Annotated in this window: 18 protein-coding genes; 1 reads left to right on the top strand and 17 read right to left on the bottom strand. The window is 25.5% G+C overall.

Features of this window, described 5'->3' with window-relative positions; all coding sequences use genetic code 11:
* The 11 genes from I4V63_RS14490 to I4V63_RS14440 form a co-directional block, all read right to left on the bottom strand.
* Nucleotides 1-115 (bottom strand): sugar phosphate nucleotidyltransferase (locus I4V63_RS14490; protein ID WP_243280519.1); only part of this gene is annotated, 115 nt, incomplete at its 3' end.
* Between the two features lie 195 nt (nt 116-310).
* The gene (locus I4V63_RS14485) at nt 311-967 is read right to left on the bottom strand and encodes a sugar transferase (protein WP_196001939.1); all 657 of its coding nucleotides are present in this window, start codon (nt 965-967) and stop codon (nt 311-313) included.
* A gap of 187 nt (nt 968-1,154) precedes the next feature.
* The gene (locus I4V63_RS14480; protein ID WP_196001938.1) at nt 1,155-1,811 is read right to left on the bottom strand and encodes a CpsD/CapB family tyrosine-protein kinase; all 657 of its coding nucleotides are present in this window, start codon (nt 1,809-1,811) and stop codon (nt 1,155-1,157) included.
* Nucleotides 1,812-1,821: 10 nt separating this feature from the next.
* Nucleotides 1,822-2,499, bottom strand: a complete 678-nt coding sequence (locus tag I4V63_RS14475; RefSeq protein ID WP_196001941.1) for a Wzz/FepE/Etk N-terminal domain-containing protein — start codon at nt 2,497-2,499, stop codon at nt 1,822-1,824.
* Between the two features lie 138 nt (nt 2,500-2,637).
* Nucleotides 2,638-3,330 (bottom strand): Wzz/FepE/Etk N-terminal domain-containing protein, encoded by a 693-nt coding sequence (locus tag I4V63_RS14470; RefSeq protein ID WP_196001937.1) that lies wholly within the window; start codon nt 3,328-3,330, stop codon nt 2,638-2,640.
* A gap of 734 nt (nt 3,331-4,064) precedes the next feature.
* Nucleotides 4,065-5,153: a CDP-glycerol glycerophosphotransferase family protein gene (locus I4V63_RS14465; RefSeq protein WP_196001936.1), complete on the bottom strand. Its 1,089-nt coding sequence runs from the start codon at nt 5,151-5,153 to the stop codon at nt 4,065-4,067.
* A gap of 22 nt (nt 5,154-5,175) precedes the next feature.
* Nucleotides 5,176-6,369, bottom strand: coding sequence for a CDP-glycerol glycerophosphotransferase family protein (locus I4V63_RS14460; protein ID WP_207746575.1), 1,194 nt, complete (start codon nt 6,367-6,369; stop codon nt 5,176-5,178).
* 349 nt (nt 6,370-6,718) lie between these two features.
* A complete protein-coding gene (locus tag I4V63_RS14455; protein WP_196001935.1) occupies nt 6,719-8,911 on the bottom strand; it encodes a CDP-glycerol glycerophosphotransferase family protein in 2,193 nt (730 codons plus the stop codon).
* Between the two features lie 12 nt (nt 8,912-8,923).
* Nucleotides 8,924-9,310 carry a glycerol-3-phosphate cytidylyltransferase gene (tagD, locus tag I4V63_RS14450; protein ID WP_196001934.1) on the bottom strand — a complete coding sequence of 129 codons (387 nt, stop codon included), beginning with the start codon at nt 9,308-9,310 and terminating at the stop codon, nt 8,924-8,926.
* 74 nt (nt 9,311-9,384) lie between these two features.
* Entirely contained in the window at nt 9,385-11,544 is a 2,160-nt protein-coding gene (locus I4V63_RS15965) for an ATP-binding cassette domain-containing protein (protein ID WP_207746574.1), read from the bottom strand.
* Nucleotides 11,545-11,558: 14 nt separating this feature from the next.
* Entirely contained in the window at nt 11,559-12,374 is an 816-nt protein-coding gene (locus tag I4V63_RS14440; RefSeq protein ID WP_196001933.1) for an ABC transporter permease, read from the bottom strand.
* 690 nt (nt 12,375-13,064) lie between these two features.
* Here I4V63_RS14440 and I4V63_RS14435 point away from each other — a divergent pair.
* Nucleotides 13,065-13,667: a sigma-70 family RNA polymerase sigma factor gene (locus I4V63_RS14435; RefSeq protein ID WP_196001932.1), complete on the top strand. Its 603-nt coding sequence runs from the start codon at nt 13,065-13,067 to the stop codon at nt 13,665-13,667.
* 394 nt (nt 13,668-14,061) lie between these two features.
* Here the strand turns inward: I4V63_RS14435 and I4V63_RS14430 are convergent, their stop codons facing one another.
* The 6 genes from I4V63_RS14430 to I4V63_RS14405 all read right to left on the bottom strand — a co-directional run bounded on the left by I4V63_RS14430 (nt 14,062) and on the right by I4V63_RS14405 (nt 21,627).
* Nucleotides 14,062-14,814, bottom strand: a complete 753-nt coding sequence (locus I4V63_RS14430; RefSeq protein ID WP_196001931.1) for a CpsB/CapC family capsule biosynthesis tyrosine phosphatase — start codon at nt 14,812-14,814, stop codon at nt 14,062-14,064.
* Nucleotides 14,815-15,159: 345 nt separating this feature from the next.
* Nucleotides 15,160-16,239, bottom strand: coding sequence for a thioester domain-containing protein (locus tag I4V63_RS14425; protein WP_196001930.1), 1,080 nt, complete (start codon nt 16,237-16,239; stop codon nt 15,160-15,162).
* A gap of 1,150 nt (nt 16,240-17,389) precedes the next feature.
* Nucleotides 17,390-18,163 carry a class B sortase gene (srtB, locus tag I4V63_RS14420; protein ID WP_196001929.1) on the bottom strand — a complete coding sequence of 258 codons (774 nt, stop codon included), beginning with the start codon at nt 18,161-18,163 and terminating at the stop codon, nt 17,390-17,392.
* A gap of 83 nt (nt 18,164-18,246) precedes the next feature.
* Nucleotides 18,247-18,486, bottom strand: coding sequence for an LPXTG cell wall anchor domain-containing protein (locus I4V63_RS14415; RefSeq protein WP_196001928.1), 240 nt, complete (start codon nt 18,484-18,486; stop codon nt 18,247-18,249).
* A 430-nt stretch (nt 18,487-18,916) separates the two neighbouring features.
* Nucleotides 18,917-20,512 (bottom strand): peptide chain release factor 3, encoded by a 1,596-nt coding sequence (locus I4V63_RS14410; protein WP_196001927.1) that lies wholly within the window; start codon nt 20,510-20,512, stop codon nt 18,917-18,919.
* Nucleotides 20,513-21,369: 857 nt separating this feature from the next.
* Entirely contained in the window at nt 21,370-21,627 is a 258-nt protein-coding gene (locus I4V63_RS14405) for a WXG100 family type VII secretion target (RefSeq protein WP_196001926.1), read from the bottom strand.
* Nucleotides 21,628-22,284: the final 657 nt, after the last annotated feature.

The raw sequence follows: 22,284 nt of genomic DNA, 5'->3' as shown, positions 1-22,284 counted from the left end.
ACATTGGATAATAAATCATTGGTTTATCATATATTGGCACCATTTGTTTTGACATTGCTTTTGTTACTGGATAAAGACGAGTTCCTGATCCACCAGCTAAAATAATACCTTTCATTTACCATTCCCCTTTTTATAAATTTTGTATATTTTAATCATTATTTACCTTTATTTTTCTATTTTATTTTTTTCTATATTTGTAGTTTTATGGGTTAAAAACTCGAAACTTATCCAAAAGACTCCATCAGTCTCTGCTTAAAGTCTTAATTTTCCGTACTTCCTACATTTGTTAATTACTATTTATTTAATGTCACTAATGAGCATTTTTATCCCCAAACAACACAAGTACCGTCTTAAATATAAGCTTAATATCAATCCAAAGATTTCTCTCATCAACATATTTAATATCAAGCTTCATCCAATCTTCAAAGTCGATATTATTCCTTCCACTAACCTGCCAAAAGCAAGTAAGTCCTGGCTTTACACTCAATCTCTTATACATCCACTTTTCAAATTGAGCCACTTCCTTAGGTAAGCTTGGCCTTGGTCCTACCAAACTCATATCACCTTTAAGAACATTCCAAAGCTGAGGAAGTTCATCAAGTGATGTTTTTCTAATAAACTTCCCAACCTTAGTTACTCTAGGATCATCTTTCATCTTAAACATAGGTCCAGACATTTCATTTTGATGTGCTAGTTTTTCCTTAAGCTCTTCAGCATTTACAACCATGGACCTAAACTTGTACATATCAAATAATTCACCATTTTTACCAACTCTTTTTTGAGAGAAAAATACAGGTCCTTTAGAAGTAAACTTAACAGCACATGCTACTACAGCAATAACTGGACTTAATAAGACAATTCCACTTCCTGCTCCTAGAATATCTATTCCCCTTTTACAAAATTCATAAAAGCTAAAGCCTTCTTTGATCTCTTCCTTATTCTCAAATTCAAATTCAAGCCCTTTCACTCATGTCCCCCCGCTTCATTATTTTTTACTTATATATATAAACCCCTAAAATATTATAATTTGTAAAGTGTTATTTATCTGATAGCTAGCCATTATAACACTTCCGCCTATTTAGATGGGTGATAACAATTTATACTCCTCTATACTAGATTCCCTTTGGATATAACGAATTCTAACCCCAAGAATTCTATTTATCTTCCCCATAATAGTAGTTATATTTGTTCTTACTCTTATCAACAGCATGAAGAACTGTTCCTATAATATCTGCATTGACCTTCTTTAATAAAGAAATTGAATTATTAACATCATCCTTCTTAGTTTTTCCTGCTCTTACAACAACTAAAGTTCCATCAACCTTAGTAGATAAAATCTGTGGATCTGCTACTGCTTGAAGTGGTGGTGTATCTAAAATTACATAATCAAAATGCTCTTTCATTTCTTCTAAAAATAAAGTCATTGCTTTAGATGCTAACATTTCTGCTGGGTTAGGTGGCAACTTTCCAGTTGTTATAATACTAAGATTTTTATTATAACAATGAGCTACATCCTTAACCTTTTGTTTTTGAAGTAAGATATCAGAAATACCATATGTGTTAGTTATTTTAAAATTTTTATGCATAGAAGGCTTTCTCATATCACAATCAATAATAAGAACCTTTGCTTCTCCTTCTGCTAAAGTTAAAGCTAAATTACCAGCAGTAATAGACTTACCTTCCCCTGGGTTTGCGCTAGTTACTGCTATACTTTTATACTTTTTATCAACAGAAGAATATTGGATATTAGTCTTTAAAGTTCTATAAGCTTCTGCTGCCACTGACTTTGGATTTTTTTCAACTACAAACATCTCTTTCCTCCTATACTAAATCAACATCTGGAATTACTCCAATTACTGGTATGTCTAATTCTCTTTCAAGTTGATCTTTATTTTTATATGTATTATCTAAATATTCAAGTAAGAAAACTATCCCTAAACTTACCATAAGGCCTAATAAAAATGCTATTGCAATATTCATCTTTTTATTTGGACTTACTGGATTTTCTGGAAGTTCAACTTCTTCAATAACTCTTACATTTCCATTAGCAACCAATTCTTTAGCTGTTACTATAAATTCATCTGTTACACTCTTTAAAACATCTTTAGCTTCTTTTGGATCTTTACTTTGATATTTAATTTCAAGAATTTGAGTATCTGCTACAGGATTTACAGTTAATGCTCCAACAACACTGCTTGCTTCTAAGTCATAAGATAATGATGATATTGCTTTTGAAACTAAATCTCTAGTTTTAATAGTTTGAGCATATGTTTGTAATAACTTTTGATACATTTGAATATCATTAGTGCTATATGCTACTTCATCATTTTCTTCTTTACCAACAAACACCTTAGTGCTTGTTTCATATACCGGATCGATAACAAAGAATGTTATAATTCCCGATACTATAGTAGCTGTTAAAGTAATTGCTACTATCATAATCCAACGCTTTTTTAAAGCATCAAAAATTTCTGAAAGACTAATTACTTGTTCTTCCATTTCATTCATTTAATCTACACTCCCTTTTGCAAGTGACAAATAATAAGTGATAAGTGGCAAGTTGTTACTTAAAGCTTTGTTGCCACGGTTCACCTTCACTTATCACAATTGATTTTTATATTTATTATTAATTATTATTTAGCCTTCAAAATCAGGAATAACTCCAATAACAGAAATTCCTATTTCCTCTTCTAAGACTCTTTTATTTTTAAAAGTATTATCAAAATACATTAATGTAATTACTATGCCTATACCTGTTAATAATCCTAATATTAATGCAGCTCCCACAATCATAATCTTTTTACTAATTAAATCACTATAATCAACATGAACTTGCTCTACAACTTTGATATTAACAGTTGGATATAATTCCTTAGAATACGCAATTATATTTTCTGTCATCGAATAAAGTAAATCATAGCTTTGCTGTGGATTTAAACTACTATATTTAAGTTCAATAATTTGAGTATCTGTTATAGGATTAACAGTGAAATTACTTATAACAGATGAATATGTTATCTTTCCATCTCTATCACTTAAGTAATTAACTTTAGAATCATTAATAGATTTGCTAATAAGTTTTTTACTCTTAGCAATTTCAGAATAGGTAGTAATCAGCCTTTGATATAAAGTAATTTCTTCATTATCATAAGTTCCTGCAACATTTATAAATCTTTGTTTACCAATAAAAACTTTAACCTTAGCTTCATATTCTTGTTTTGTAAAAAAAGTAGTATATATACCTCCAATTAATAAGAAACATAAAATAACTAAGATAATATTCTTCCATTTCCTTTTTATCTCATCTAAATAATCTACAACAGTTACCATTTATCCCCCTATTTGTTTCTATATAACTTTTCCTTACTTTCATCGATATTATAGCATAGAATTTTCCACAGGAAAAATTCCTCATTTCATTATAAAACAAGTCGATGTAAACGTATAATATTATTTTTTTGTTGTAATTTGTACAATTTTTTTTAAAATTTTTTCCAGTTTTTAATTTAATTCACTTTTTTCTTTAACATATATTTTTACTTTCACTTTATTTATAAAAAAGCAGTTTCCATTTGTCGTAATTTGTTTTATTTTTTTTAAAATTTTTTTAAAAATTTAAAAGTTTCAAAAGTAATTTTTGATTATTCATTACATTTAATTCTATTTTTTATATTTTTTATATTTTTGTATAAAAGCGGTGTATCTTTTAGGAATGATTGATTTGTATTTTCATTTTTAAATTAATTTTCCATCTTTATAGTTAATTGTTGGTGATATTAATTGGTAATAAATAAAAAAAATATCCTAAATCAGCTTTGCTAATTTAGGATATTATAAATATATAGAACTATTTATATTCATCTCTTAACTATATAAAAACTTCCATAAATTTTTCCTATAATTTTTAATATTATAAATATTTAAATTTTTTTCTTACTTATTCTAAATGTAATCTTAAAGGTATTATTTTTTTAATATTGTCAACACCTATATTAGTAAATTAAATGCCTATTGCTAGTCCCATTCTATTCTTTTACCATAAAATTCACAATATTTATATATGCTTAAAGTAATTCCTTAATAAATTCTGCAACTCTTTCTGTTGACTTTCCATCTTGATGCTCAAAATATTTATCTTTAAATTTTTTTATTTCATAATTATAATTTTTGTTTTTCTTTATTTCATTAACAATTTCATATTCATTCATACATATAGGACCTGGCATAATTTTTTCATAGTCTTCATATATACCTCTGTCTTTTTTATATTTTTCTAAATCTGGCGTATAAAAAATCATTGGTTTTCCTAGTATAGAAAAATCAAAAATAATAGCTGAATAATCACATATCAAATAATCTGTAACTGAAAATAATTTTCTTATTCCTTCTTTATTTCCATTTATTATTCCATCTTCATCTACTATACTTACTTTTTCTAGCCAAGGATGCAGCTTATAAATTAATATATAATCTTCACCTAACTTATCTTTTATATACTTTAAATTAATTTCTTGATATTCTACATTCTTTATTGGATCTCCCCTAAATGTTGGAGCATATAATACTACCTTTTTATTTTTTATTTCGGGATATTTTTCAAGTATACTTTTTTTATATTTTTCTAATCTTTTTTTATTAAATAAACTATCAGTTCTCGGAATACCTAATGGTAATACATTATCTTTTGATACATTGAATGCTGTACTGTATATACCCTTCCAAAAACTAGAAGTACTTATGACGTAATCATAATTTTTTATTGGATATTCTCTTTCTATATCATTTCCAAATTTTTTAATAGCACCACTAGCATGCCATACTTGTATTACCTTAACTTCTTTTTTCTTAAAATGAGATACTACAAAGTTATTATAATCTAAAATAACAACCTTTGATGTATTAATATGATATATTTGCTTAATACAATTAAATAAGTATGCAATATTCCCACCAAAGTTATTTTCATATTTTATTAATATATAAACTAAATTATATTTATTTTCTTTTTCTAATTTTTTAGAAATTAATTTAAAGTCCTTTTCAAGTTTATTACTTTTATAAGATATAAACGTAATTTTATTTTCTTTTATTTTACACCAAAATAACATTTTATTTATAAAAGCTAGTATAATATAAACTATAATTCTCTTCATTATTATATGCCCTCTATTCAAATCATCCTATGATACTTTCAATTACTCTCTTACTACACTGCCCATCTTGCAAATTGTTATATATTTTATTGAAATCTTTAATTATTTGTTTATTTGATTCAACATATAGTTCATTTTGCTTTAACATTTCCAACAATTGTTTTTCTTCAGTAATTATTTTTCCTGGCAAATCTTTATATATATTTAGATAAAAACCTCTTAAATTTTCTTCATATTCTTTTAAATCATACATATAAAAATATATAGGTCTTTCTAATATAGCATAATCAAAAAATACACTTGAATAATCTGTTACCAATATATCACTAATAACATATAACTCATTAATATCCTCATCTTGATTTATCAAATATAAAAAGCCTTCTAAACTTTCATTACTTTCTTTATTAACAATTAAATAATGTGGTTTAAATATAACGACATATTCTTTTCCTAAATCTTTTTTCCATAAATTAAAATCTACATTAAGTTCAAAAACATAACCTTTCATGTTATATGAATTATCTCTCCAAGTCGGTGCATATAATATTACTTTTTTATCTAATGGGATATTATATTTTATTTTTAATCTATTAATTTCATCTTCTTTAATATTAGATAAAAAATCATTTCTTGGATATCCACTTTCAAGTATTATATTTTCATTAACTTTAAATGCACTTTTAAATTTTTCTGTTGAAAATTTATTTGGTGATATAAAATAATCATACTTTCTAACATCACTATCATATGAATTAGTCATTTCTCTCTTAGAAACTTTTGTTCTATAAAATGATGCTCCTTCACCAATTTCTATATCATGAGCTAACCTTTTTAATGGTGTTCCATGCCAAGTTTGAAGATAAATTTGCTCTTCTTTTTTCAATACATGTTTAGGCATCTTGCAGTTTATTATCCAGTATTTACTTCTAGCTAAATAATAATAATATATAAGCCCATTATATTTAATAACTTTTGCATTTGATATATTTACATTATCTACTTTCTTTACGGCCCATATAAATTTATAATCACTATATTTACTATCATTAATCATATATTTATGCAAATATTTTGGGTTACACAAATATCCTCTCCCATGATATGCTATAAACATAATAGTTCTCTCATCAACAGGTATATATTTATAAAATATATTATAAGCATACTTTACAGTTACAAGAAAAATTTTTTTCATTTTAGATCTTATACTCACTCTATATCCCCTTATCTAATTAACAATATATTTAAAGTTTAAATTCATCATCGCTATCTTTATTTTAATAATCATAAATGAATTGCTTAAATACATATAATTGAAAAAATATTATATAAAAACAAAATATTTATTTTACATTTATATAGTAACAACAAATCTCATTATTTCTCTATTTTAAAAGTTATTAGCCATATTTAAGAAAGTCTTTTTTAACAGTAGTCCTCTATCTAAAAGAATGTCATTAATAGTCTACCAATCTTATACTCAATACGAAATATTCTTTAAAACATGGCCAATAAAAAAAATTCATTCTATATATTTTTTTATTTAAAACTATTTTTTAATACTATGTTATTAATTTTCTTTTTATTTTTCTTACTAAAGATTTTATCTTTTTATTTTTAAGAATTTTTTTTACAATTTTATTTTTTCTTATTTTACTTAATATTATTTTTTTATTACTTTTACCATTAAATAAATTTTCTTCATTTTCTATAATTGCATTATAAATTCTCTCACAATTTTTAGAATCTACAAAGGAAAAATATTTACTTCTCATATCTTCATATTTTTGTGGCAATTTAAATTCAGATTGAATATATCCTTTTATACTTTCTATTAATTCCTCTGGATTCTTTGCACATTCCCCGAACAATTCATTATCTAAATCTAAGAAACTCCCTTGATATTTCTTATAATCCTCAACATCAAAATGATAAAATAATGTTGGCTTATTTTGATGATACATTTCCCACGATACACTTGAATAATCAGTTATTAATAACGATGATTCCATTAATAAATCATTTACTTGATATTCTCCTGGAGTAATTACTTTTATTCTATCAAATTTAGTATTAAATTTATCTAAATAATATTGAAATTTTGGATGTACATAATAATTTATAATAATATTATTATCTCTTAATATTTTATTTAATTCTTTAGAGTTAATAATACTCATATAGCTCTTGAAATAATCCGAATTTTCAAATTGCTCTTCACTAACTTCATCAAGCCAATTTCTCCATGTAGGCATTAGTAATATTTGTTTTTCTGATATTTCTCCTGATTTATCTTTTAATACATCCCATCTTGCAAATCCTGTATTTATAATTTCTTTGTCATTATAATTAAAATATTTTTTAATTATTTCTCTTTCATAATCTGATGTAACAACAAATAAATCTGCCCCTCCAGTATTACCTTTTTTATAAGTTCCTTCAACTCTCTTTAATGCTGTTACTCCATGTTGTAAAAATACTGCTTTCTTATTCATCAAACTTCTCATTGCATGTCCTATTTGTACCCTCCATGCATTGGCATGAATTCTCGATTCTGATGATATTATTAATTCTGATGCCATAAGTATTACTAAATGTTTAATACTCATAAAATCTAATAATCTACCTTTATATTTTGATAACTTTTCATACTCTATAGAATCCTTATCTATTATGTAGTAAACTTTCTTTTTATGTTGATTTTCAAAACAGTATTTAAAGAAATAAAACGAATTATCTTGTGCTGTTTGAGCAAACTTTTCAGTAATAATCCATATATGTTGTTTATCAAGATAAAATTTAAACATTTTATATATTATTCTAGCAATTTTTTCTTTGATCTTATACTGTCTGCTTTCATATTTTCCTCTTTGTCTATATCCAAAACATATTGTATTTTTCGCACTAATATATGGGTATAATATATTATTACCTTCAAAGTTCTTTGTAAATTTAATTGTATTGTTATCAATGTAATTAATAACTCTATTTGATGGATTTTTTACATTTATTCTCATAAATTTGTCATTGATTTGAACATTTAAATATAAATCCCAATAAAATTGATCATATTTAAAATTATCAGTATCAAAATTTATGGAATATTTAATATTTCCATTTTTCTTATATTTTACTGATACAGGTAGTATTAATTCCGTTGCTTTTTTTGTTTTATTCCTTAATTTTAATACAGCATAATTAATTAATATATTTTCTTTTACATCAAACTCTAAACTACCATTAATAATATATTTTGATGATTTTATTGCTATCTTATCTACTGAAATTTCATAGCTATACTTATTGTTTAATACAGAATTTATAGTATTAACATATAAAGAGATCTCATTTTTAGCAGTTATATATATACATCCAGCCATATCATTATCTTCATAAATATTTTCTAGAAACTCTTTTTTACCCAATTCATGATATTTCTCATTATATCTAATGATACCTTTATACATCATATTTTCATTTCCTACATCAAGAAACAAATCCCAAATCCCTTTTTCTTCAAAGAACGAAATACATAATTTATTAAAATCAATTATTACTTTATCAGATATACTAACCTCATCAATTAATCTATGTACAACTTTACTTTTTCTATTTTTTAAATAAAATCTAACATTTCTATAGTTTTTTAGATTAATATTTGCTTGAAAATATAATTTATTGTTTTCTATCTCTAAATTTCTTATATAAAATCCCCTTTTCTTCTCTTTCATTTCATTTTTTTTTTTATTTTCCATTATTAAACTCTCCTAATTGTTTAAATCTTTTTTTATTTTTGTTGTAGAAATCCCCTCAGTTCTTGGCAAATAAATTACTTTACAGTACTCACTTAAATCATCAAACTTTCCACTCCAATCATCACCCATAACAAACACATCAATATCATGTTCTTTTATATCATAAGCTTTTTGATCCCATGACTCTTCTATAATAACTTCATCTACATATTTTATAGCACTCAATATTCTTACTCTATCCTCTATAGAATGATATGCTTCTTTTCCTTTTTTTCTATTAAACTTATCACTTGATACAGCAACAACTAAATAATCCCCTAATTCTTTTGCTCTTTTCAAAATATTTAAATGCCCAACATGAAATAAATCAAATGTTCCATATGTAATAACTTTTTTCATTTTTATGCTCCCTTCTATCAATTAATATCTATTTTTCTAATATACTAATTAATAAATACACTACTCTCTCTTAATCATTCAATATACATTTCAGTACTATATTCTGTCTCAGACTCAGTTGTGTTTTCAGGATCGGTTAGAACTTCAGGTTCACTTGGTCTCTCAGGTTCACTTGGTGTTTCTGGCTCACTCGGTGTTTCTGGCTCACTTGGTATTCCAGGATCACTTGGCACTTCTGGAGTACTAGGCTTTTCTGTTGTATCTGAATTACTTGGTGAACTTGGAGTATTTGTTACCCCTGAATTAGTATTTGGACGTTGTTGTATGGAAGGTTGCTCATTGTTCCTTGATGATTGTCCATTGTTGCTAGTATTGTAATTATCATTATTGCTATTCACATCTGAATCACCATAGCTTTCTTCTTTTGCATTATTTATTTCATCAATCATAGCTTTATAATATATATTTCCATTTATACACTCTCTTGTTGATACTACAATCTCTCTTTTCAATAAAGCACTCTCTGGTATCAAATTAATTTCATCATTTGTAATTAGATTTTCTAAAACTAACTTTTCTGTTGTAATATCACTGAAGCTAATATCTATATTCTCATTATGATAATTTTCCGTATCCCCTAAGAAATCTTGCATTTTTTCAAAATTATTTTTTAACAACTCTCCTAGATATCTATTTTTATCTTCACTTGTTAATCTAATAATTCTATTTATTATTTCATTTGATACTTCTTTAAAATTATTTGTATTATCTTCGCTAATAACCCCATGATTCACTAAATAGTTTTTATCTTCTATAGCCCAAATAAAATCATTATTATTAATATCTAAATTCACTCCTAAATTTCTAGCAAACTCTATTAATTTTTCAGATTCTAAAATAAATATTTCATCAACATCTTTTCCTAATACATTTTTTTCAATATTATTAAGGTTAATCTCTGAATCTAACACATTGCAAAACCTTATCTCATCTACTAACATTAGACTTTCATAATAAAACTGAAGAGAAATTGGAATATTAGTTATACTTACCTTTCCTTCACTATCTCCTTCAATATTAATAATTGCAAAAATTGTTTTTCCACTCTGCTCGTTTAAATAACTTCTATATTGATTCTTGTACTCATCTATTTCTTCCCCTTGTATTAAAAATAGATAATTGAAATTTTTTATTATTTCTTCTTTATTTACAAGTAATTCTTTAGACTCATTATCTTCCTGAACTATTGGTGTATTTGGCTTATCATTATTAATCATTGCAATCCCAATTATACTTAAACAGCTAATTGTTATTATCATTGTTGTAATGATAGCTGTATATTTTTTTAATATTCCTCTTAACCTAGAATATAAAGTAGTTAAAACATTATTTTTACTTATATTTTTAAATTTAATTCTATCTTTTAATGTTTTTTTCTCATCTTCTTTGACTAATCTTTTTTTAAATATTGCCTCAGTAAAGGCTTTCTTTTCTTCATTACTTTTTCTTTTAATTTCTTCAATATAAGTATGATATTCCTTTGCTACTTCTTCTATTTCACCATATTTTTTAAGCTCTCCCCCCTCAATCCAAAGTGCTTTATTACAAAAGCTCTTAACTTGCTTTAAAGAATGACTAACAAAAAATATAGTCTTACCTGAGTTTTTGAATTCCTCCATCTTTTTTATACATTTAGCAGCAAATCCGCTATCTCCAACAGATAAAGCTTCATCAATAATTATTATGTCTGGATTTAAACTTATTGATATTGCAAACCCCAATCTTGATTTCATACCACTTGAATAACTTTTTACTGGCTGATAAAGGAAATCCCCTAATTCTGCGAAATCAATAACGCCTTGTGTTATTTCATCAATTTTTGACTTAGATAATCCAAGTAGAGCCCCCTTAACTTTTATATTTTCTAAACCTGTTAATTGATTATTTAACCCTGTATTTATTGCAATTAAAGATTGTTCTCCTTTTATATTCACTACCCCAGATGTTGGACTTGATATTCCAGCAATCATTGCTGATAAAGTTGATTTACCAGAACCATTACTCCCCAATATACCAACTATTTCTCCACTATTTATAGAAAAGCTTATATTTTTTAAAGCATAAAATTTTTGTTTGCCTTCATTCCCAATACCATTATTATTCTTATTCTTTTTTCTTTTTAAATCATATATTTTACAAACATCTTTAAACTCTACAACACAATTTTCTTCCATTTTATTTACTCCATTTATATTAAATCTATAAACTTATGTTTAAACTTGTACATTAATAAACTTCCAATTGAAAATAAAAATATTACTATTATCCAAAACACTAACATTCTCTTTGAATATAAAAATATACTTTTATTAAAAAGCAAACTGTTTCTATACCCTTCTGTAATATAAAACAGTGGATTACATTTCATAACTGTTACTGCCCATTTAGGTAATTTGTCCATAGTCCATAATATCGGTGTAATAAACATCAATAACCTCATTGACGAATTTACAGCCTTACCTACATCCCTTGTAAACATGTTAGCCACAGAAGTAACCATTGTTAAAGAAATTGAAAAAACTACTGCACAAAAAATATAGTATATTAAAGATAAACTATTTAAATTTAATGTAACTCCATTAATTGATATAAAAATTATAATTACAGCAAGCATTATTACATGATTAAATAACTCCTTAAATACTACAGTTGTTGGTAAAATACTTATTGGAAATTTCATCTTAGTAATTATATTAATTTTTTTATGTATGGAACTTGTCCCCTTTCGTATTGCTGCACTTAAAAAGAACCATGGAGTAAGTCCTACTAACATCCAATTTATATATTCAACCCCATTAACAGGCTTACCACCTCTTATTCCAATTCCAAATGCAAACCAATATGCGAAAATTTGAATCAATGGATCTAAAACACTCCATAACATACCAAACTTTGAATCTCTATTTTCGGCTAAGATTTCATATTTAACTATACAAAAAATTCTATATATATTTTGAATATTTTCATTAACTACATATTTACAACTATTTATTAAAGTATTCATCTTATGGTCCCCTTATATTAACTTTCACTTTCCAATAATTAATGTGTTTAATATAATTAAAAATTATTTATTTAACTATACGCTAAGTATATATCGTGATATATAATTACAATTTAATACTAAATCTAATACAACTCTGTATTTGCATATATTATTGCAACATACAAAAAGGTTGTATATAAATTACTAATTAAAATAAAACTTAATACAACCATAACCATTATTTTTATTTTTTTATTTACTATAAATCTTTTATTATACTTAATATTTCTTGTCAAACTTCTTAATATTATCTTAATATTTCTTTTACAATTGACATTATATCATAAAATTTGCTATAAAAAAATGTAGTTTCCCTTATTATGTCGGAAAATGTAAACGTATCTTTTATTTTTTCAATATTTTATAACTTTTTTATTGCTCACACCTTTTTTTGCCTTATATTAATTATTTTTTTACTAAATATTTAATATTACTTTCTGCTTATTTCTATATTTTATATGTTTTTTAACTTGTCTTAATTTGCAGTAATTTTTTTAAAATTTTAACAATTTAGCAACATTTAAATTACTTTGTAGATATTAAATATAAATCTTTTATATAAATACTGGAAACCATGTAGTATAATGAACATATATTCCAGAACAAATGTTCTGCAATATATTAAATATAAGAATGGGGTGATACTTTTTGAATGATTCTAATAATACAATTAAATCTAAATCCAAAAAATTAATTGATATAATTTTAGATGCTAAAAATAAGGACACTGAAGCCATACTTTTCTTAATTAATAAATATAAACCACTTATGATAAAATACTCAATATCTTATGTATTGAAAAACTATGAAAGTGAAGACTTAATTCAAGTAGGAACTATAGCAGTAATTAAAGGAATAAAAAAATATGATTTGTCTCACGGTGAAAGATTTATTGACTGCTATATAATAAATTCAATTAAAAATACTTATAGAAACTTAGCTCGTGCTAATATAAAATATCAAAGCGAATCTAGCCTTAATATTGAAGTCGATGAAAATAATGATATCCAATCCCTATTACCTGATGATTATAATTTAGAAAATCACATAATTGAAACTATGCAACATACTACTCTAAAAAATTTACTTAACTCACTAACTCCAGAAGAATATTTTCTTATAAAAGTAGCTTATCTCACTGAAAACTCAAACCTTTATAAATATTGCACTAAAAACAATTTAAATTACCATAAGAAAAGAAGAGAATTGATATCACTATTATCAAAACTAAAAATAAAGCTTAGTAAATAGAATTGTTATTAAAAAAATGTTTTCTAAGCAAGGTTAATCTTAAATAAAAAAAATATCTACATTAATATGATAGAGTTAATCTTAAATAAAAAAATATCTACATTGATATCATAGAGTTAATCTTAAATAAAAAAATATCTACATTAATATGATAGATAAAACTATCTATATAATGTAGATATTTATATATTAAAAACTTATATATACTTTATTGCTATATGATATATGTTTCACATTACATTTATTATATTCTTCTTAAATTGATTTCATTGCTTTATCTTATATTGCATATAAAATTCTGCTTCTATCAATTATATATCAAAAACTATGACGCTTAATTTATATAACTTAAAACTATTAAAATTAAACTTATATCTCCTTAAAATATGCAACCTTAAAAAATCCCTAAGAACTTCTTTTCCTTAACGGCAGTTCCTCTAAATAATACTTCTTCATCATCAATCATAGCACTTGCATTGCTAATGAAAGCTCTTTTTTGAGACCTCTCTAAAAGTTTAAGGGCTTCGCTCATATCTGTATCTCTTCCCCTATCCCTATGTGCATCAGATCCAATAAAGCTATAAACATTATGTTCTAAAAACTTTTGAGCAGTTTTTTTAACAGCTTTACCAAAACTACCAGTAATACTTCCAGCATTTAATTGAAATAACATTCCTTCTTTAATAAGAGCATTAATCATTGAAGGCTTTTTAATAAATTGATTGTACCTTTCTGGATGTGCAATTATTGGCACTATTTTTCTTATTTGAAGTTCATAAATAGTATTAATAACTTCATCTAAATTAAACTCAAGCATTGGAAGTTCAATAAGCATATACCTTGATCCATTTATTGTCCCAATACATTTATCATTAAAGTATTCTATAAGATAACTACTGTAGTATACTTCTTGACCTGCATATATATTTATATCTATATTATTTTTTTTTGCTATATTTCTTAAATCTTCTACTCTTTCTAAAATTTCTGGGTATTCTACATCAAATCTTCCTCTCATAAAATGTGGAGTTGCTACTATTGATTTAGTTCCTGTTAATTGTGCCTTTTTTAACATAGCTATAGTCATTTCTAAGTTTTTTGACCCATCATCAATTTCATTTATTATATGTGAATGTATATCTATCATTGCCTATTCCCTTCCCGCCTTTACATAAATTCCATTTTATATTTTCTTTAAAATAATAACTATATTATATCCCACTTACTATTCTTTTGAAATAATTCTCTAAAAACTGCATCCAAGTTTAATAATTTAATCCAAAAGAATACAGTTTGTTCTTTAAGATGATAACGACAATTGGAAAACTTACGTGAATATACCCTTTTACAATAAGATTTATTCTTTACCAAAAACAAACTATATACAAAAAATAGAATATATAAGTAAATATTATAAAAGCAAACAGTAAAAACTTTTAATCTTACTGTTTGCTTTTTGCTTAGGAGGTCTTTTTCTCCTCAAACTTTAAAGTTAACCCAACCCGGGAACAACTACTTTTTCACTTTCCACTTCACTAGGAGTTTCTATTATTTCCTCATCATCTGGAATATCTGGCCATTCTTCAAAATCTCCTGAAGAATCATCTGTTTCACCTGGCTTAACTGGTATTTCTTCAGATGGTGGAGTAACTTCTTCCCTATTTAAAACATATGCAACTATTCTTTGTACCCCATCACTATAATAATATTCCATTGCAATATGCCCTACATCTTCTCCATTATATTGCATTCCTTCTTCATATATATTTTTAATAGTTTGTAGCATATTTTTATCACTACTCTTAAACTTCTTTGGTGCATACCCTTCAGTAACACACCAAATTGCCATTTGTGTTGCAAAATATGCTGCATCATCTGAAACCGCGCCTAGTTCTTCTGCACTTTTATTAGGATATCCAGCTGCCATCATTCCAATTATATTCTTTTCTGGTGTTCCCTGAAATTCAAACCTTTCGCCACTTGGATATTCCTTTTCAACCTCTAAACAATATGCTGGTCCTACTTCTGTAGTAATCTTGTGTGCTATTAAATAAAAATCTTCATACCCAATGTTTCCAAGCACCTTGCTGCCAGTATTAATTACCATTTTATTTGGTACAGTTGATATATCCTCTACCCTATTACTAGAAGAAATATTATCATTTAAAGGTTCAATGCTATCTTCCACTAATAAAGGTTCAATGTTATCTTCTAATAAATTACTATCCTCTACTAAATTAATGTCTTTTGATAAGCTAGTTTTTTCATACTTAAGGTTATTGTTAAGATCATTTTCCAAGTTATTTTCCAAGTTATTTTCTTCAGCAAATACAGCTACAGCCTTACCATCTTGAAAATCAACACTATTTATTTCACTATTTCCATTAATATAATTTAATTTTTGCAATTTTAATCTTGAACTTTTATAAGATTGACCACCTGCTACATTTTCAACCCTAATTGACCCATCACTTCTTGTTAAAGGCTCTGCATAAACAGTACCTACCAAATTTATAGTCAATATAAGTAGCATAATAATGATAATCAATAAATTCCCCTTAATTCTTTTCATTAGTACACCTCCGTTAAAGTTATTTTTAGCTATTATTAAAAATTAGTCATAGGATATTTTTCATACGAAGCTTTACACTATCATAATTCCTAATATTATTGTTGGCCTTATATGAAAATATATACTTTTTATCTCATTAAAAATATTTTTTATTTTCAAATTTGTTTCATATTGATTCACTAATTTATCGACTTTTTAATTTACCGATTTCCCCCTACATTAACTATCAATTTACCCATTCATTAATATACTCATTCATTAACTTACCAATTTACCAAGTTTGACTATAGTTATTTATATGAGAGTTTTAAAAAACCTACTACTCTTTATCGATTTGATGAAAATGTATTATCATCTTTAGAGTCCATATCTAAAAAACTATCTTATGTTTCAATAAACGATGATGATAAATATTTAGAATTAATCTATGAAAAACTCAGCGAATACTTTAGTGCTAGAACTGTAGATTCAATAAAGAAATGTATTGATAAATATAATAGCAATAAAGATAAATTACTATCACTACCTTCTAAAATAGATATTTATTTGAAATCTGATGAGATAACAAAGCAAATTTATTATAAAAAAATGCCCAGATTATCTCACCTGCGCATCTTTGGAATTGTTGATTTATTATTTACTATTTATTGTTTATTATTTATTGTTCATTGTTTATTATTTACTATTTATAAGTTGTTCTATGTTATTTTAAGTTATGAACACTTTCAAATAGTAATTTTAATTTTTTTCTTAAAGTTATTATTTAAAATTAAAATACTGTTATGACTTATCAAATATTATATTTCTTTTTAAATAAGCTTACTACCTGTTAACTCTATGTTGAGATATAGATAAAATAATTACTTTCATTAGGTGAATCAATTATATTTTATAACCATATATGATTCTGTTATATTAAAATGTTGTTAACAACATTTTGGTATAACAGAATCATATGCTCTTACAAAACACTTTACCATAACATACCTACTTCTATTACTAATAACACTTTTATATAACAATCCTGCCTCCTATAACCAACAACATTTTGCTATAATAGCGCTTCATACAATCTCCAACAATATTTTTGTATACCAGTTCTTCATATAGCATCATCCAACAACATTTTGGTATAACAGACCTATATGTCCTAATCACACCTTCTAGCAACCACAATAGTTCGTGCATCAGTAAACTCATAACTACACGTTACTAGAGTTAAAAGATTATCATTTTCACTAAAATTAACATCTTTTTTATAAAGAGATTGCTCAGCCTCATTATATGCATAATTAATAAATTCATCTGTATTTGCAAATCCAATAGCTAAATCAATTTCATTCACATTCTTTGCATAAACAGAAAAAACCTCATATTCATATACTTTATTATTCATTATTATGTTAATCCTATTATCAGCCTCAAAAAAACTTTCCTCTTTATAAGAAGTAATATTATTAAACATAGTTCCATTTCTCATATTATGTCCATACAAAATAATATTTTTATCATTATCAATATCATTTGCACTTTCTACAAAAATCGTTCCTGAAATATTAGATTCTTTTCTAAAATTATGCTTTAAATAATAATCATTATCTGACCCTTGTACAACTGGATAATTTATATTTGTATTTTCAATTTGTATCCACATTTTATAATCACTATTTATTGATTTTAATTCATCTTCATTTGCACTATTACTTACATAACTACTGTCTTGTCCATCATTCTCCTCACTAGAATTATTACCTGCATCATCTGAATCAGTATTTCCTAAACCTTCTTCATTAATTACCGGTTGAAGATCCTGTATTTCTGAATTTAACTTATTATCTTTACTATAGTTATAATACTTATAACCAATAATACTTAAGCATCCTATAATAATAACTACTAATATAATGTTAATTATTTTTCTCATATATTTTCCTTTTTTACAATTTATGTTTTATACTTTTATTTTATCATGTTAACTTATAAATTGCTTAAATATACTTTATAAATTTACTCCCTACTTTCAACCTTTTGCTTATTAACCGCAACTAATAATGCTGCTCCAGATAATATTAATACTCCAATCACTAATCCTAACCCATCATCACCAGTTTTAGGTATTACTATATTATTATTTCTCACTTCTGCCTTAACTGATGTAGATATTGTTGCAATAATTATAAATAATGTAAAAACTGTTACTACACACTTATTAAAAACTTTATTTTTTCCCATACCTAGTTTCCTCATACCTCTTCTCCCCTTTAGTTTAAACAAATAATTTTTTGGCTAATTTTGCCCTACATATTAAGCTTATTTATTCAATAGCTAAATTATTACTAGCAACTCTCAATAAAATATCCCTTTCATTTTTATTGATATTATCACTTTTACACATTTTACCATATATTTTGTATATTTTCCATATTATTGTAATTATTATATTTAATTATTTGTTTAAAATAACTTACTTTATTAACTTTGCTATTTTATAAATTAGTAAGGATGAAGCTGATTATACATACTAATTTACTGGTATCAGGTTTACAGTTGACTAACTTCAGAATCGTTGATATCACAAACTTTACTAATACAAAAGCCTTATAATTTTCTAAATAATAAAAAAAGAACAAACTGTATTTTAAATACAATTTGTTCTATTTATAATTTAATATTTTATTTATTCATCACTCTTACCAACGCCTGAAAGAATTAATCCCTTATTGTGGTCTAAGGCCCAATTAATTCCCCAGTCATTTTGGAATATAATAAGGTCTCTATCCTTAAAGTCTTTAACTCTCTTAGCATCAGAAGTTAAGTTTAATCTATCAACATCTCCATCATAGCTTTCAATCCATCTTACATATCTAAATGCAAGTCTATCCATCTTGATATCAACATTGTATTCATTCTTAAGTCTGTATTCAAGAACTTCAAATTGAAGTACACCTACAACCCCAACTATTATTTCTTCCATACCAACATGGTTTTCTTTAAATACTTGGATTGCCCCTTCTTGAGCTATTTGAGTAACACCCTTTACGAATTGTTTTCTCTTCATAGTGTCAACTGGTCTAACTCTAGCAAAATGTTCTGGTGCGAATGTTGGAATTCCTTCAAACTTGAACTTTTTGCTTGGTGAACATAAAGTGTCTCCAATTGAGAATATACCTGGATCAAATACCCCGATAATATCTCCAGCATATGCTTCTTCAACAATTTCTCTGTTTTCAGCCATGAATTGTTGAGGTTGAGCAAGCTTTAATTTCTTTCCACCTTGCATGTGGAATACTTCTTCACCCTTAGTGAATTTACCAGAACAAATTCTCATGAATGCAATTCTATCTCTATGAGCCTTGTTCATATTTGCTTGAATCTTAAATACGAAAGCAGAGAATTTATCTTCAAATGGATCAATTTCTCCAATATTTGAGTTTCTAGCAAGTGGTGATGTAGTCATTTCTAAGAAGTGCTCTAAGAATGGTTCAACACCAAAGTTAGTTAAAGCTGATCCGAAGAATACAGGAGTTAATTCCCCAACTCTAACCTTTTCCATATCAAGTTCATCACCAGCAATATCAAGAAGTTCAATATCTTCCATTAATTTATCATGAAGTGCTTCACCTAATATTTCTCTGAATTTTGCATCATCAACAGAACCTTCAATAGCTTCAACTTCTGTAGAACCGTGATTTCCACCATTGAATGCTATGATTCTTTGATTTTGTCTATCATAAACACCTTTAAAGTCTTTACCTGAACCAATTGGCCAATTCATTGGATAAGTTTTAATTCCAAGCTCAGCTTCAATATCTTCTAATAGTTGGAATGGATCTTGAGCTTCTCTATCCATCTTATTGATGAATGTGAATATTGGCATTTCTCTTAATGAACAAACGTGGAATAACTTTCTTGTTTGATCTTCCACCCCTTTAGCAGCGTCAACTACCATTACAGCAGAGTCAGCAGCCATAAGAGTTCTATATGTATCTTCTGAGAAGTCTTGGTGCCCAGGAGTATCTAGAATGTTTATGCAGTGTCCTGAATAGTTAAATTGCATTACTGATGAAGTAACAGAAATACCTCTTTGCTTTTCTATTTCCATCCAGTCAGAAACAGCATGCGTTGATGCTTTTCTTGCTTTTACTGAACCTGCAAGTCTAATTGCTCCTCCGTATAATAGGAACTTTTCTGTTAATGTTGTTTTACCAGCATCAGGGTGAGAAATAATTGCAAAGGTTCTTCTCTTTTTTATCTCATTTATGTAATCAGCCAATTTTATGTCCTCCTAAAATTATTTATATATAAATTTAAATTAAATTTCTTTTGTTTTAAAATTAAACTTTTTCTTAATACCTTTAATATTAACTATCAAAGTATATTTAAGAATAACCATCAAAGCAATAAATAACAATAACTATATTATTGACAGTTTTATCATTTTAACTTAATTATTATATACTTTTTTCACACATAATACAAACTAATAGTTTTAAAATTTAATGTTATATTTTTTCATTTTCTCCATACCCTATGTTATTCTAAGACCAATTTATCAATTAAATAATGCAATTATAAATTAATAAAACTATCCTAATATTCTCTAAAAATAATAGACCTGATTAAAAATATCAGGTCCATTATTTAATATGATCATTAAATATTAGATTAATAATTAAATCAAATACTAATTAAAGCACTCTTTAACTGATTCATTTTTGCTACAGTCTACCAAACCCCATAGGCTACACAATCCCATAAGTATCATATAACCCTTATATACCTGCTTTCCATAGATGCAACAGTGACTTCAATTTCATTTCCCTACCATAAAATTTGCCCCATATTTTATACTTCTTATAACTTAAAACACTATAAACGATCGCTATAATTAAGTACTAATATATAATTTAAATATTAAAATACATTTATATAAAATTTGCCCCACTAATTATTTATATAAAACTTAATTCTGTATATAATTGCGCCCCTTAATAATATCACTTATATTCTTTTATCTTACTTTATTAATTAATTCAAATATTTATTTTAACTTTCAAATTAACTACTTCATTGAAATCTACTTGAATCAAGAGTTATGCCCTATTGATTATTTATCCTCTATTCATACCTTTAATAAAACTTACCCATATCATCTAATAAAATTCCATAAGAACCTATCATATTTTTATAATTTTCAAACCTAGATTCTAACTTATTAAAGTTCCTTTTTACTTCAATTGAGCTATGATTTTGACTACTAAAATCTAATGAATTTATTTCTTCTTTTATTTCATTTAATTTTGTTACTATTTGAATATTTAATAATTGTATATTTCTTACCTTTTCCAAAAATTCATCTAAATCAACCCTTACTTCTTCCATAGACACCTTAATACCCTCTCTATATTTATTTGCTACCATATTGACATTAAATATATCTCTAGTTCCTATTTCATATAAAATCAAATCTTAATTTAGAATAAAAACCCATTTTTTTACTGCAGTTATCAATTTATATCATAAATATATTACCATTACAAAATATTAAATCTAATTATCTCACTTATTCATTCAACCTTATTACTATATTAATATTTAATGACCATACACACCATTCCCCCTTTTTTATAATTTATATTTACATTCCCCCTAAAAAATGACCTTTATTATTAATTTTTTAATAAAAAATAATAGACTAATTAGTAAAAATTATATTAATTGAATATTTTTAGGCATAATATAAATTAAAAACTCTTATATATTAAATTTGAATTATTTTTTATATGATAAAATTAAAAGCTATTTTAGAAACTGATAAAATTTTTATACACCGCTCTAAAATAGCTTTATCTTATAACTCTTGAAATTTTTAATAGATTTTCAACTTATAATTTATTTAATAAAAAGGTGATTTTGTCACTATATCGCTAAACTATACTTTATTGATTATATTATTTATCAAGCTATTTAACTATAATACATTTATTCACATAGAGGTCTGTTATATCAAAATGTTGTTAACAACATTTTGATATAACAGACCTC

Origin of the sequence: Clostridium sp. 1001271B_151109_B4 (assembly GCF_015670405.1) — a bacterium.
Taxonomy (GTDB): Bacteria; Bacillota; Clostridia; order Clostridiales; family Clostridiaceae; genus Clostridium.
This window is presented reverse-complemented; position numbering and strand designations above follow the sequence as displayed.

Coding starts and splice junctions, on each gene's coding strand:
- I4V63_RS14480 (WP_196001938.1), bottom strand. CDS start 1,811: ATGTTTGTAGTTGAAAAAAATCCAAAGTCAGTGGCAGCAGAAGCTTAT.
- I4V63_RS14475 (WP_196001941.1), bottom strand. CDS start 2,499: ATGGAAGAACAAGTAATTAGTCTTTCAGAAATTTTTGATGCTTTAAAA.
- I4V63_RS14470 (WP_196001937.1), bottom strand. CDS start 3,330: ATGGTAACTGTTGTAGATTATTTAGATGAGATAAAAAGGAAATGGAAG.
- I4V63_RS14465 (WP_196001936.1), bottom strand. CDS start 5,153: ATGAAGAGAATTATAGTTTATATTATACTAGCTTTTATAAATAAAATG.
- I4V63_RS14455 (WP_196001935.1), bottom strand. CDS start 8,911: ATGGAAAATAAAAAAAAAAATGAAATGAAAGAGAAGAAAAGGGGATTT.
- tagD (WP_196001934.1), bottom strand. CDS start 9,310: ATGAAAAAAGTTATTACATATGGAACATTTGATTTATTTCATGTTGGG.
- I4V63_RS15965 (WP_207746574.1), bottom strand. CDS start 11,544: ATGGAAGAAAATTGTGTTGTAGAGTTTAAAGATGTTTGTAAAATATAT.
- I4V63_RS14440 (WP_196001933.1), bottom strand. CDS start 12,374: ATGAATACTTTAATAAATAGTTGTAAATATGTAGTTAATGAAAATATT.
- I4V63_RS14430 (WP_196001931.1), bottom strand. CDS start 14,814: ATGATAGATATACATTCACATATAATAAATGAAATTGATGATGGGTCA.
- I4V63_RS14425 (WP_196001930.1), bottom strand. CDS start 16,239: ATGAAAAGAATTAAGGGGAATTTATTGATTATCATTATTATGCTACTT.
- srtB (WP_196001929.1), bottom strand. CDS start 18,163: ATGAGAAAAATAATTAACATTATATTAGTAGTTATTATTATAGGATGC.
- I4V63_RS14415 (WP_196001928.1), bottom strand. CDS start 18,486: ATGAGGAAACTAGGTATGGGAAAAAATAAAGTTTTTAATAAGTGTGTA.